Consider the following 13157-nt stretch of genomic DNA (forward strand, 5'->3'; position numbering starts at 1 on the left):
CAGTGAGCGAGACTATTCGCGTACCCGACATCGGCAACGGCCAGGGTGAGGTCATCGAACTGCTGGTCAAGGTCGGCGACCGCGTGGAAACCGAACAGAGCCTGCTGACCCTGGAGTCCGACAAGGCCAGCATGGAAATCCCCTGCCCCCGCGCCGGCGTAGTGAAAGCCATCAAGGTGAAGGTCGGCGACACTCTCAAGGAAGGCGATGAAATCCTCGAACTGGAGGCCGAAGGCGGCGCCGCCGAGACCAGGGCCGAGGAACCGGTCAAGCCCGTGGCTGAAGAACCCAAGCCCGCTGCCACAGCGGCGCCGCAACCTGCCCCTTCGGGCGGTGGCGGCGTGGAAACCATCAAGGTGCCGGACATCGGCAACGGCCAAGGCGAGATCATCGAGCTGATGGTCAAGGTCGGCGACCGCATCGAGGCCGACCAGAGCCTGCTGACGCTGGAATCCGACAAGGCCAGCATGGAAATCCCCGCGCCGAAAGCCGGCGTGGTGAAAGCGATCAAGGTGAAGATCGGCGACACCCTCAAGGAAGGCGACGACATCCTCGAACTGGAAACCGAAGGCGGCGCGTCGGCCGCCAGCGCACCACCCGCCTCCGCCCCGGCGCCGGCAGAAAAACCCGCCGCGCCCGCTGCCGCAACGACTCCGGTCTCTGCCAGTGGCGGCGTGGAAACCATCCGAGTGCCGGATATCGGCAATGGCGAAGGCCAGGTCATCGAACTGATGATCAAGGTCGGCGACAGCATCGCCGCCGACCAGAGCCTGCTGACGCTGGAGTCGGACAAAGCCAGCATGGAGATTCCCGCGCCCAGGGCCGGCGTGGTGAAGGCGATCAAGGTGAAGATCGGCGACACCCTCAAGGAAGGCGATGAAATCCTTGAGCTGGAAGTCGCCGGCAGCACCGCGCCAGCCCAGGCTCCAGCACCGAGCGCCGAGAAACCGGCCGCCCCGCGGAAAGCCGAGCCGCCCAAGGCGCCCGACGTTGCCCCGGTCGGAGCCCCCAGCCGCGACGGCGCCAAGGTCCACGCCGGCCCCGCCGTGCGTATGGTCGCCCGCGAGTTCGGCGTCGAACTGGCACAGGTGAAGGGCACCGGCCCGAAAGGCCGCATCCTCAAGGAAGACGTGCAATTGTTCGTCAAGGAACAGTTGCAGCGCAGCAAATCGGCCCCCGCTGGTGCTACCGGCGGCGCGGGCATTCCGCCAATTCCGGAAGTGGACTTCAGCAAGTTTGGCGACGTGGAAGAAGTCGCCATGACCCGCCTGATGCAGGTCGGCGCCGCCAACCTGCACCGCAGCTGGCTGAACGTGCCGCACGTGACCCAGTTCGAGTCGGCCGATATCACCGAAGCGGAAGCCTTCCGCATCGCGCAGAAGGCTGCAGCGGAAAAGGCGGGAACCAAACTGACCATCCTGCCGATCCTGCTGAAAACCTGTGCTCATCTGCTGCGCGAGCTGCCGGACTTCAACAGCTCGCTGGCCCCCAGCGGCAAGGCGCTGATCCGCAAGAAGTACGTGCACATCGGCTTCGCCGTGGACACGCCGGATGGCCTGCTGGTGCCGGTGATCCGCGATGTCGACCGCAAGGGCCTGCTGCAACTGGCCATCGAAGCCGCCGAACTGGCCGAGAAAGCGCGCACCAAGAAGCTCTCCGCCGACGCCATGCAGGGCGCCTGCTTCACCATCTCCAGCCTGGGGCATATCGGCGGCACCGGCTTCACGCCGATCGTCAACGCCCCGGAAGTGGCGATCCTCGGCGTGAGCAAGGCGACCATGCAGCCGGTCTGGGATGGCAAGGCCTTCCAGCCGAGGCTGATGTTGCCCTTGTCGCTGTCCTACGACCACCGGGTGATCAATGGCGCGGCAGCAGCGCGGTTCACCAGACGATTGGGCGAGTTGCTGGCGGATATTCGTAGTTTGCTGCTCTAGCGCTCGTCCCGGCGCTGTTCGCGAGCAAGCTCGCTCCTACACAAGCGGGCCCACCGCGCAACGATGCGCTCGAGAGTAGGCTTTCGTAGGAGCAACTGTCTTGTCCCGGCTGAATCTGTGCCAGGGCTGTCCCCCTCACCCCAGCCCTCTCCCTCAGGGAGAGGGAGCCAGATCGTGCCGGCTGACAGAGTGGTTTCATCCTGCTCCGGACGGTCCCCTCTCCCCCTGGGAGAGGGTTACGGTGAGGGCCGACCCGAGCGCAGATGCATCTCGTAGGAGCGGACCCTGTCCGTGATCGGATTCCCGGCAGCGCCGGACTTGGGCGGTTCGCGAGCACGCTCGCTCCTACAGCAAGCGCATACGACCAGCTCTTCGTAGGACCGAGGGGGACGCCCAGTCCTTGCTCGCGAAGCCGTTACATCCGATCCAGCGGAATCCGCAGATAGCGCACGCCGTTGGCTTCCGCTTCCGGCAAAGCTCCACCGCGCATGTTCACCTGGATCGACGGCCAGATCAGCGCTGGCGCGTGGAGCGTCGCATCGCGCTGCTGGCGCATGCTGACGAAGCTCTCCTCGTCCACGCCGTCATGCACGTGCACGTTGTTCTGGCGCTGCCGTGCGACGGTGGTCTGGTGCTCATGCTCCTCCCGATGCGCCGACAGGTAGTCGTGGCACATGAACAGCCGGGTGTCGGCGGGCAACGCGAACAGCCGCTGGATGGAGCGGTACAACTGGCGCGCATCGCCGCCGGGGAAATCGCAGCGGGCGGTGCCGTAGTCGGGCATGAACAGGGTGTCGCCGACGAAGGCGGCATCGCCGATCCGATAGGTCATGCACGCCGGCGTGTGACCCGGCGTGTGCAGCGCCTCGGCCTCCAGTTCGCCGATGAAGAAGCGTTCGCCATCGCTGAACAGGTGATCGAACTGGCTGCCGTCGCAGGGAAACTCCACGCCCAGGTTGAGCAGCCCGGCGAAGGTGCGCTGTACCTGGGAGGTGTTGGAGCCGATGGCCATCCGGCCGCCCAGTTCGCCCTTGAGCCAGGCCGAGGCGGACAGGTGATCGGCGTGCAGGTGGGTCTCCAGCAGCCAGTCCACCGTCAGGCCCTGTTCGCGCACGTAGTCGCGGATGCTCCGGGCATTGGCGTAGCCGATGCGCCCGGCGGCGGCGTCGTAGTCGAGCACCGGGTCGATGATGGCGCAGCGCCCGGTGCCGGAGTCGGCCACCACATAGCTGTAGGTGGACGTCGCAGGATCGAAGAAAGGTTGGATAGTGGCGCTCATGCGGGTCTCCTCTTCGCGTCACGTTGCCATTCGTAGCCGGCATGCAGCCCCATGCCCACCAGCATGGCCAGGCAGAACAGCGCGCCCTGCCAGTAGCCGGCGGCGAAGGTCACCAGGGCCGGCCCCGGGCAGATGCCGGCGATGCCCCAGCCCACGCCGAACAACAGGCTGCCGCCGACCAGTTGGCCATCCAGGTCGCGACGCCTGGGTAACTGCATGGCACCGCCCAGCAGCGCCCGATCATGCCGCCGCGCCCAGGCGAAGAACGGCAACGCCGTGCCGATGGCGGCGACCATCACCAGCGCCAGCGACGGGTCCCAGTGTCCGGCGAGATCGAGGAAGCCCAGCACCTTCGCCGGGTTTGCCATGCCCGCCAGCAGCAGGCCGATGCCGAACAGCAGTCCGGCCAGAAACGCGACGATCTTGCCCATATTTCAGGCTCCCAGCAGGTGACGCAGGACGAATACGGTGATGAAGCCGGTGGCCATGAAACACAGCGTCGCCACCAGGGAACGGCCGGACAGCCGCGACAGGCCGCAGACGCCGTGCCCGCTGGTGCAGCCGGAACCGAAACGGCTGCCGACCCCGACCAGCAGCCCAGCTAGCAGCAGGGTCGTCCAACCCGCCTCGAAACGGATCTCCGGCAGCGGCCGCAGCACCGCCCACAGCAGGGGCGCCACCAGCATGCCAAGCAGGAACAGCGGCCCCTCGCCGCCCCACGCGGCGCGTTTAAACAGGCCTCCGAGCAGACCGCTGATACCGGCGATGCGCCCGTCGAGCACGGCGAAGAGCCCCGCCGACAGGCCGATCAGCGCGCCTCCGGCCAGGGCGCTCCAGGGTGTGAAGTTGCTCCAGTCGATCACTTCGCGTCCTCCGCGCAGAACAGCCGATAGAGGGTCTCGATCACCGCCAGCGCCTGCTGGCTGGCGATGCGGTAGTAGACCTGCTTGCCCTCGCGACGGGTTTCCACCAGCGCCTCGCGGCGCAGCACCGCCAGTTGTTGCGACAAGGTCGGCTGGGCGATGCCGGTGCAGGCTTCCAGCTCCCCGACGTTCATTTCGCCCTGGGCCAGTTGGCAGAGCAGCATCAGGCGATCCGCATTGGCCAGGGCCTTGAGCAACTGGCAGGCGGATTCGGCGGACTGGTGCAGACGCTGGGCGTCGGCGGGGTCGAGCGTGGTAGCGGTCATGGCAACGATCTACAAATAAACAATCTATATTTTTATAGATTGTTTTACATGCCCTGGCCAGCCCCGCAACGTCCTGTCAGATCAACGGCTTCTCGTAGCGCCAGGCATCGGCGCCATCAGCGTAGTAACCCGCCGTGCGCCCGAAACGCCGATACCCGCGCCGCTCGTAAAGACCGATGGCAACGGCGTTGTCGACCCGTACCTCGAGCCGCAATACTGCGCAGCCACGGCTCGCGGCACGCCGCTCCAGCTGCTCCAGCAACCCGCTGCCCAGGCCCTGCCCGCGCGCCTGCGAGGAAATTGCCAGGGAATACAGACGCGCCACGCTTGAGCCCTGCCGATACAGCAGCAAGGCATAGCCCAGCAGCTCACCCTCTCCGTCGGCGACCACCAGTTCTGCGCTCGCTGCGCCGATCAACCGGCGGAAGCTGCGCACGCTCAGGCGGTCCTGCTCGAACGTGCATTCTTCCAGTTGCCGCAACCTTGGCAAATCGGCCTGTGTGGCAAGGCGATATAACAGCGACATGGACTCTCCGTAAAACTTTCGTAATGAACCGGGACATTTCCAGAAGTTGATGCTTAATAGAGTCACGGCAACTTCCAGACAGGTCCGTTAACAATGTCTTCGCTACACACTAACTTCCAGCAAAAGTTCAATTCAAGTGCCCTCTCGGTCATCGCCGATGCCACTGCAGAGCCGCCTTCAGCACGCAATTCAAGCCAGATACTGATCATCGTCGAGCGCAAGGAAGACTGGGCTTCCTATATTCCCAGCGAAGATATGTTGAGCGCTCGCGAATACCTTGAAGATTCGCATCAGTTCGAACAAGGCAAGCGTATTCAAGTGATCAACTTGTGCCGCAACTATAAATATCTCGGTCATGGTTATTATTGTTCGTTGCTGGCCGAAGCTCGCGGCCATAAAGTGATTCCCTCGGTGCGCACCCTGAGCGAACTGGCGAAGAAATCGCTCTACGGGCTGGCCCTGGACGACCTGGAAAAGTCCCTGGAAAAAGCCCTCGCCCAGCATCCCTGCGCCAGCACCGACGGCTTCACCCTCAGTCTGTACTTCGGCCGTACTGACCTGGAGCCGCTGCAGGAGATCGCCCGCCAGCTGTTCGAGGCCTTCCCCTGCCCCATCCTGCTGGTGGATTTTCGCCGTACCGATGCCTGGCACATCGCGGGCATCCGCGCCGGCGCCCTGCACAAGCTGCGGGGCAGCCAGGAAGACGCCTTCGCCGATGCCCTTGACGGCTTCAGCCGGCGCATCTGGCGCCAACCCAACTCGCGGCGCCTGGCGCGCTATGACATGGCGATCCTGCACAACCCGGCGGAAACCCTGCCGCCGTCCAACGCCCGCGCGCTGGAGAACTTCATCCGCGTCGGCGGCAAGCTGGGCATCGACATCGAGCTGATCGAGAAGAAGGACTACGCCCGCCTGGCCGAGTACGACGCCCTGCTGATCCGCGAGACTACCCACGTCGACGACCACACCTACCGCTTCGCCAAGAAGGCCGAGAGCGAGGGGCTGATCGTGATGGACGATCCCACCTCGATCCTGCGCTGCACCAACAAGGTCTACCTCACCGACCTGCTGCGCAGCCACGGCCTGGGCATGCCGGATACGGAAATCCTCTACAAGGACAGCCCGCAGGAACTGGAGCGCGTCGGGCAGCGCCTGGGCTTTCCGCTGGTGCTGAAGATCCCCGACGGCTGCTTCTCCCGCGGCGTGTACAAGGTGGAGAACGCCCAGCAGCTGCACAGCGTCAGCACGGAACTGTTCGAGCACTCGGTGCTGCTGCTCGCCCAGGAGTTTCTCTACACCGACTACGACTGGCGCATCGGCATCCTCAACCGCAAGCCGATCTATGCCTGCCAATACTTCATGTCGCGCGGGCACTGGCAGATCGTCAATCACAAGGCCGGCGGCGAGGTGATCGGCGAATGCCGCACGCTGCCGGTGCAGGACGCGCCGCGCGCGGTGGTGGAGTTGGCGCAGAAGACCGCCAGCCTGATCGGAGACGGCCTCTACGGGGTGGACCTCAAGGAGGTCGGCGGCGAGGTGGTGGTGATCGAAGTGAACGACAACCCCAACCTCGACGCCGGCATCGAGGACGCCTGCCTCAGGGACGATCTCTACCGCCAGGTGCTGGAAGAGTTCATCCGCCGCCTGGAGCTCAAGCGGCGCGGCCAGGCGCGCTGACTCCGTCGTTCAAGGAGACACACTCATGGAACCCCTGCACATCGGCCTGACCATCCTCATCGCCATCGTGGTGTTCGGCACCGCGATCAACTACTTCGACCACCGCATGAAGCCACGGGAGGTCCGCGAACAGGAGCGGCGCAAAACTCAGCCGAAGCGCACGCAATAGATCGGCGGCAGGTTGGCCGACAGGCACTGCCAATGGTCGCCGCCGTTCTCCGACAGCCACAGGCCGCCGGTGGTGGAACCCATCGCCACACAGGTGCCCTCGTCGTCCACCGCCAGGCCGTGGCGATACACCAGGTCAAAGGCCGGGCCCTGCGGCAGACCGCTGTCCAGCACCTCGAAGCTGGCACCACCATCGCGGGTGCGGGTGACCACGAAGCGGCCGTCCACCGGCACCCGGCAGACATCCTGCACCGCCGGCACGAACCAGGCGGTATCCGGTTGGGTCGGGTGCACCGCCACGGCGAAACCGAAGCTGGAAGGTTCGGCCTGCACGTCGTGCCAGCGCGCGCCACCATCGGTGGAGGTGAAGATGCCATTGTGGTGCTGCACCCACAGGCGGTCCGGTTGTGCCGGGCACTGCACCAGGCGGTGCGGGTCCTGGATGGCGCCGTCCTCGCGCAGCTCCGGCGGCATGTAGTCGGCGTACATGCCCACCGTGGTGTTGCGCCAGCTGGCGCCACCGTCGTCGCTCTGCCAGACGCCGCCGCAGGACACGCCGACCGTCAGGTGCCGGCTATCGCGCGGGTCGACGCTGACCGAATGGATGCCCGGCCAGTCGTAGCCACCGCCGAACCAGCGGGCGCGCTCGGGGCGGTCCCACAATGGGCGGTTCAGCTCCCAGCTGTCGCCGCCATCCGCGCTGCGGAACAGTCCGCCGGGAATGGTCCCGGCCCAGAGCACGCCCGGCTCGCTGGCGCCACCGGTTTCCAGGCACCAGATCTGCTGCAGGGTCCAGGGCGCGGGGGGAGCGTCGCCCTCCTTCGGCGTTGGCAGCGGGTCGGGCTGCGGCGGGTAGACCGGTACGGCGACTTCCTGCCAGTCCTCGCCGGGCCGCTGGCGCCACAGCTTGCAGCCGAAGTGACCGAGGTTGAGCGCGGCATACAGGGTGTCATCGCGGGGGTCGGCCAGCACCACGCTCAGGGGCTCGCCCAGGAACTCGCGACGCGTTTCCTGCCAGCCATTCACGTCACGCTGAAAGGTGAACAACCCCTTGCGGGTCGCCACCAGCAATCGATCATCCATAGCCGCCTCCTCAGCCGCCGCTCAGGGCCTGCACCACATAGACCTCGCTATCCGCCGCCAGCGCATCGCTCAGGCGGGCGCGATCGCGCAGGCGCAGGCCGTCGATGAAGATCGTCAGGTGCCGGCGCAGCCCGCCCTGGTCGTCCAGCAGGTAGCCGCGCAGGGCCGGCGCCTCGGCGAATACCATCTCCAGCGCCGCCTTCAGCGTCGGCGCCGACAGCTCGCGCTCCTCCAGCGCAACGTGGCGCTGGATCGAGGGGGCGAAGACGATACGGCACATGGGCGAGCCCGGTCCTGACGAAAGATGTTCCCAGTGTAGGGGAGGCTCGATTTCCCATCGACGCACGCGACCGGCTGCATTCAATCATCCGTAGCGCCTCTGGATCGGCGCTCCCGGTGCCAGACCCAGGCATTCAGTTTCGATTTTTCAAATCCAAGCATCTTGAAAATCACATTTAATAAACGCATGAGCCTGTGCGAGGCTGATTGCATCGTCAGCCATCCCGCCCAACATGCACCTGCTCGTTTCGCCCGCACCGCTGGATACCGTCGCCGCCCTCAAGGCCGGCAGCGCTACCCGTCTGCCGCGCAAACATGCCCGTTGGCTCGAACTGCAACCGCTGACCCTGCCTCTCGAACTGGCCTTCTGGGCGCTCTGGCACTGCCGCCACGCGCGTCCACCGGATAGCGCCAGCCGCTGACGGGCCACCGCGCCCGGACTCCATCGACGGAACTACGCTCAAGGATGGCCACGCCCTCCTCGAACAAGACGTAGCCCGTTGCATCGCTTGCCTGCCTTTATCCCCGCACACCTGGTGCGGCCCTGGCCTGCAGGTCGTCAGCGCATCCGGCTGGATGCTATCGAGAGCCCCATGAATTTCGCCTCCGTGCAAGAAGCCCAGGATTTCCTGGCCCAGAACCCCGACATCGAAATGGTCGAGCTGTTCATCCTCGACGCCAACGGCGTGCCGCGCGGCAAGCTGCTGCACCGCGAGGAACTGCTCGCCGTGTACCAGTCCGGCCGGCCGCTGCCCAGCACCATCCTCGGCCTCACGATCCATGGCGAGGATGTGGAGGATTCCGGGCTGGTCTGGGACGTCGGCGACATCGACTGCCGCGCCTATCCGCTGGCCGGCAGCCTGGTGCGCCTGCCCTGGCGGCAGATTCCCACGGCGGCGGTGCAGGTCAGCATGCACCCCGAGGAAGGCAAGCCGGCGGACATCGCCGACCCGCGCCACGTGCTGATCCATGTGATCGACGGCCTCAAGGCCGCCGGCTACCACCCGGTGATGGCCTGCGAGTTGGAGTTCTACCTGCTGGACGCCAAGCGCGACGCCAACGGCCGCCCGCAACCGGCGCTGGACGCCGACGGCGGCCGCCCGCGCGCCACCCAGGTCTATGGCCTGCGCGAGCTGGAGCAGATCGAGCCGTTCCTCGCCGACCTCTATGCCGCCTGCAAGGCCCAGGGTATCCCGGCGCGCACGGCGATTTCCGAGTACGCGCCGGGCCAGGTGGAGATCACCCTGGAGCACGGCGACGCCCTCACCGCCATGGACCAGGCCGTGCGCTACAAGCGCCTGGTCAAAGGCGTGGCGCACAAGCACGGCATGCAGGCCTGCTTCATGGCCAAGCCGTTCGACGACCTGGCCGGCACCGGCATGCACATGCATGTTTCCCTGGCCGATGCCGAAGGCAACAACCTGTTCGCCAGCGAAGACCCGGCCGGCACCCCGCTGCTGCGCCAATCCGTGGGCGGCATGCTGAAGAGCCTGCTCGACTCGCTGCTGCTGTTCTGCCCCAACGCCAACTCCTACCGTCGCTTCCAGGCCAACAGCTACGCGCCGCTGGCGCCGACCTGGGGCTGCGACAACCGCACCGTCAGCCTGCGCGTACCGGGCGGCCCGGCGCATACCCGGCATGTGGAGCACCGCATCTGCGGCGCCGATGCGAACCCGTATCTGGCGGCCGCAGCCATTCTCGCCGGCATTCATCGTGGCATCAGCGAGGCCATCGATCCGGGTGCGCCGGTGGAAGGCAACGGCTATGCCCAGGCCAAGGAGCTGCTGCCCACCGACTGGCTCACCTCGCTGCGCGCGCTGGAACGCTCCAGCTGGGCGCGGGATGCGCTGGGGCATGAGTTCCTCGGCGTCTACCTGAAGGTGAAACAGGCCGAGTACCGCCAGTTCATGGGCGAGGTCGGCGAGCAGGATTGGCGCTGGTATCTGACGCAGGCGTGAGGGCTGTGCTGGAAGACTTGAATAGCCCCTCTCCCCCAGCCCTTTCCCTGAAGGGAGAGGGAGTATCCGTGCCGCGATAGCGTCTGCATCACTTGATGCGATAAAGCTGCCGGCAAACGACGACTTAACCTCTCGCTCCGAACAGTCCCCTCTCCCTTCAGGGAGAGGGTTAGGGAGAGGGAAAGGAACAACAAGGAAACACGAAAAATGAACGCCGCACTGAACCCCGCCACTCCCGCCCCGGAGCGCGCAAAGTCCTACTACTCCGCAAGCCTCAACGAAGAGACCAGCTACCCCACGCTGCAAGGCGAGGTGAACGTCGACATCGCCATCATCGGCGGCGGCTTCACCGGCGTCGCCACCGCCGTGGAGCTGGCCGAGCGTGGCTACAAGGTGGCCATCGTCGAGACCAACAAGGTCGGCTGGGGCGCCAGCGGGCGCAACGGCGGGCAGGTCACCGGCAGCCTCTCGGGCGATGCCGCCATGAGCAAGCAGATGCGCCAGTGGCTGGGCGACGACGTCGACGACTTCATCTGGCACCTGCGCTGGCGCGGCCACGAGATCATCAAGAGCCGCGTGGAGAAATACGGCATCCAGTGCGACCTGAAATTCGGCCACCTGCACGCGGCCATGAAGCCCTCGCACATGGACGAACTGAAAGCTTCCTATGAAGAAGCCAAGCGCCGTGGCATGGGCGACGAGATCAGCCTGCTGGACGGCGCCGGCGTGCGTGCGCACCTGGAGTCCGATCTCTACTGCGGCGCCATCAAGAACACCCGCAACATGCACCTGCACCCGCTCAACCTGTGCATCGGCGAGGCCAAGGCCGCCGCCAGCCTGGGCGCGCTGATCTTCGAGCATTCCGAGGTGCTGGACATCATCCACGGCCCACGTCCGGCGGTGGTCACCTCGGGCGGGCGGATCAACGCCGCGCAGGTGATGCTGGCCGGCGACGTCTACCACAAGCTCGAACGCAAGCAGCTCAAGGGCATGATCTTCCCTGCCATGGGCGGCATCGTCACCACCAGGCCGCTGGGCGAACTGGCCAAGCGCATCAACCCGCAGGACCTGGCCGTCTACGACTGCCGCTTCGTGCTCGACTACTACCGCATGACCGGCGACGGCCGCCTGCTGTTCGGCGGCGGCGCCAACTACTCCGGTCGCGACTCCCGCGACATCGCCGGTGAACTGCGCCCGTGCATCGAGCGCACCTTCCCGGCGCTCAAGGGCGTGGACATCGAGTTCCAGTGGAGCTGCGCCATGGGCATCGTGATGAATCGCATCCCGCAGTTGGGCAAGCTGTCGGAGAACGTCTGGTACTGCCAGGGCTACTCCGGCCACGGTGTGGCCACCACCCACATCATGGGCGAGATCATGGCCACGGCGATGACCGGCGACCTGGAGAAGTTCGACACCTTCGCCCAGTGCAAGCACATCCGCGTGCCCATGGGCGACGTGTTCGGCAACCCGATGCTGGCGGCGGGGATGTGGTACTACCAGATGATGGAGAAGTTGCGCTGATTGGCTGATCCCGCTCCTACAGAATGACTCCGCGTGACCCGCTGACGTAGGAGCGGACTCCGTCCGCGATGCTCTTGCTTTTCGTTGGGCAAACAACGCCTGAGGCGTTATCCGCCGCTTACGGGGTTGGGTGTTTCTGCGCCGCTTCGGCGTGTGCTGATAGATTTTGTTTCGCCCCCTCGGGCGACCTACTTTGCCAAACGACGCAAAGTAGGCAAAAGTCTCTGCCCCATCATCCGGCCCCGGCTTCGCCGGGGTTCCCTCGTTACATCGAAGTTTCAGGGGCCCGCCGCGAAGGGCCATCCCTGGCCCATCGCGGCTCTCGCGGCATCCATGCCGCTCAACCCCTGAAACTCCGACTCCACTCGGCCTCCTGAAGGGGCGCCCCGGCGCGCGCGGAAATTTCTCTGGAAGCCCTCAAGAGCTGAAGCCAGAGCGGAAGGGCTCTCGTAGGAGCGGACCTTGTCCGCGAAATCCATCGCGGCGGAATTCATCAAAGCAGACCGGCTCCTGAATATTGCGCCAGCGCGCCACCTCTCCCCCGTACCCGCCCCCACTCGACACCATCGCCCCGCTCAGGGATAAAGGCTGCACTTCGCGTCTATGGAGTGAGCCATGCGTTTCCCCTCGATGACCGCCCTGCGCGTGCTGGACGCCGTCGCCCGCCTGGGCAGCCTGTCGGGCGCTGCCAGCGAGCTGAGCCTGACCCGCAGCGCCGTCAGCCACCAGTTGCACAGCCTGGAAGACTGCCTGGGCATTGCCCTCACCGAACGGGTCGGCCGCGGTATCGCGCTGACCTACCACGGCGAATGCTTCGCCCGTGAAACCCAGCGCGCCCTGGCGATCCTCAACGAGGCGCGGCGCTTCGCCAATGCCGAGGAAGTCTCCGGCCGCCTGTGCGTGAGCTGCACGCCGGGTTTCGCCACCTACTGGCTATGCCACCAGATCGGCAAGTTCCAGCGCGCCCACCCACAGGTGGAGCTGAACCTGGTCTCGCCACGGATTCCCGACGACGTCAGCAACCGCGACGTCGACCTGTTCATCGCCTACGGCGTGGGCGACTGGACGGACCTGCACGTCGACCTGATCGCCACCCTCGACACCTTCCCGGTATGCAGCCCGTCGCTGCTCAATTCCATCGGCGGCCTGGACTCGCCGGAAGACCTCGCCAGCCTGCCCTTCCTGCACATGGTCGACCACTCGGACTGGCTGCTCTGGACAGCGGCGGCCGGGGTAAAGGACCTCAACGTGCGCAACGGCATCGTCTTCTCCGACGCGCACCTGGTGCAGTCGGCGGCCATCGCCGGGCAAGGCGTGGCGATGGGGGATGCGCTGGTCAGCGGCGACGCCATGGCCAAGGGGCAGTTGGTGCGCCTGTTCAACGTCGCCATCGAACCGCCCAACCGCTACTACTTCGTCACCGACCCGGCGAAGTCCGAACGCCCCGACATACGGGCCTTCAAGGCCTGGATGAAGGCCGAACTGCGCATGTCCGAACAGTTCCGCCAGGGCGGTCGCAACGCGCTGATTGGTGAATGATTTC

14 protein-coding genes are annotated in these 13157 nt (G+C 65.8%); 7 read left to right on the top strand and 7 right to left on the bottom strand.

Annotation, left to right across the window (positions count from 1 at the left end):
* Positions 1–2: 2 nt before the first annotated feature.
* The gene (gene aceF / locus SD196_RS17550; protein WP_416310481.1) at positions 3–1934 is read left to right on the top strand and encodes a dihydrolipoyllysine-residue acetyltransferase; all 1932 of its coding nucleotides are present in this window, start codon (positions 3–5) and stop codon (positions 1932–1934) included.
* Positions 1935–2349: 415 nt separating this feature from the next.
* Here aceF and SD196_RS17555 read toward each other — a convergent pair whose 3' ends face one another.
* The 5 genes from SD196_RS17555 to SD196_RS17575 all read right to left on the bottom strand — a co-directional run bounded on the left by SD196_RS17555 (position 2350) and on the right by SD196_RS17575 (position 4928).
* The gene (locus SD196_RS17555; protein WP_370599699.1) at positions 2350–3213 is read right to left on the bottom strand and encodes an MBL fold metallo-hydrolase; all 864 of its coding nucleotides are present in this window, start codon (positions 3211–3213) and stop codon (positions 2350–2352) included.
* Positions 3210–3644 (bottom strand): DUF6691 family protein, encoded by a 435-nt coding sequence (locus SD196_RS17560; protein WP_275611218.1) that lies wholly within the window; start codon positions 3642–3644, stop codon positions 3210–3212. The genes SD196_RS17555 and SD196_RS17560 overlap by 4 nt, the downstream gene beginning before the upstream one ends.
* A 3-nt stretch (positions 3645–3647) precedes the next feature.
* Complete coding sequence (locus SD196_RS17565; protein ID WP_416310482.1) at positions 3648–4076, bottom strand: YeeE/YedE family protein; 429 nt, start codon at positions 4074–4076, stop codon at positions 3648–3650.
* A complete protein-coding gene (locus SD196_RS17570) occupies positions 4073–4402 on the bottom strand; it encodes an ArsR/SmtB family transcription factor (RefSeq protein WP_275611216.1) in 330 nt (109 codons plus the stop codon). Before SD196_RS17570 ends, SD196_RS17565 begins: the two co-directional genes overlap by 4 nt.
* Before the next feature lie 76 nt (positions 4403–4478).
* Positions 4479–4928 carry a GNAT family N-acetyltransferase gene (locus SD196_RS17575; RefSeq protein ID WP_343573086.1) on the bottom strand — a complete coding sequence of 150 codons (450 nt, stop codon included), beginning with the start codon at positions 4926–4928 and terminating at the stop codon, positions 4479–4481.
* 93 nt (positions 4929–5021) lie between these two features.
* Between SD196_RS17575 and SD196_RS17580 the strand changes: the two genes are divergently transcribed.
* Positions 5022–6605: a RimK family protein gene (locus tag SD196_RS17580; protein WP_416310483.1), complete on the top strand. Its 1584-nt coding sequence runs from the start codon at positions 5022–5024 to the stop codon at positions 6603–6605.
* Between the two features lie 25 nt (positions 6606–6630).
* Positions 6631–6774, top strand: coding sequence for a hypothetical protein (locus SD196_RS17585; RefSeq protein WP_343573082.1), 144 nt, complete (start codon positions 6631–6633; stop codon positions 6772–6774).
* Here the strand turns inward: SD196_RS17585 and SD196_RS17590 are convergent.
* Together SD196_RS17590 and SD196_RS17595 are read right to left on the bottom strand one after the other, a co-directional pair.
* Positions 6753–7856 (bottom strand): WD40/YVTN/BNR-like repeat-containing protein, encoded by a 1104-nt coding sequence (locus tag SD196_RS17590; RefSeq protein ID WP_275611212.1) that lies wholly within the window; start codon positions 7854–7856, stop codon positions 6753–6755. The genes SD196_RS17585 and SD196_RS17590 overlap by 22 nt on opposite strands.
* 10 nt (positions 7857–7866) lie before the next feature.
* Positions 7867–8136 carry a MoaD/ThiS family protein gene (locus SD196_RS17595; RefSeq protein ID WP_275611211.1) on the bottom strand — a complete coding sequence of 90 codons (270 nt, stop codon included), beginning with the start codon at positions 8134–8136 and terminating at the stop codon, positions 7867–7869.
* A 232-nt stretch (positions 8137–8368) separates the two neighbouring features.
* Between SD196_RS17595 and SD196_RS17600 the strand changes: the two genes are divergently transcribed.
* From SD196_RS17600 to SD196_RS17615, 4 genes are all read left to right on the top strand, one after another.
* Complete coding sequence (locus SD196_RS17600) at positions 8369–8557, top strand: hypothetical protein (RefSeq protein WP_017518608.1); 189 nt, start codon at positions 8369–8371, stop codon at positions 8555–8557.
* A 171-nt stretch (positions 8558–8728) separates the two neighbouring features.
* Positions 8729–10093 carry a glutamine synthetase family protein gene (locus SD196_RS17605; protein WP_275611209.1) on the top strand — a complete coding sequence of 455 codons (1365 nt, stop codon included), beginning with the start codon at positions 8729–8731 and terminating at the stop codon, positions 10091–10093.
* A 207-nt stretch (positions 10094–10300) separates the two neighbouring features.
* A complete protein-coding gene (locus SD196_RS17610; protein ID WP_416310484.1) occupies positions 10301–11614 on the top strand; it encodes an NAD(P)/FAD-dependent oxidoreductase in 1314 nt (437 codons plus the stop codon).
* 615 nt (positions 11615–12229) lie between these two features.
* Positions 12230–13153 carry a LysR substrate-binding domain-containing protein gene (locus SD196_RS17615; RefSeq protein ID WP_275611207.1) on the top strand — a complete coding sequence of 308 codons (924 nt, stop codon included), beginning with the start codon at positions 12230–12232 and terminating at the stop codon, positions 13151–13153.
* The last annotated feature ends 4 nt before the right edge of the window (positions 13154–13157 follow it).

Source organism: Pseudomonas macauensis (genome assembly GCF_047902425.1).
Lineage (GTDB): Bacteria > Pseudomonadota > Gammaproteobacteria > Pseudomonadales > Pseudomonadaceae > Pseudomonas.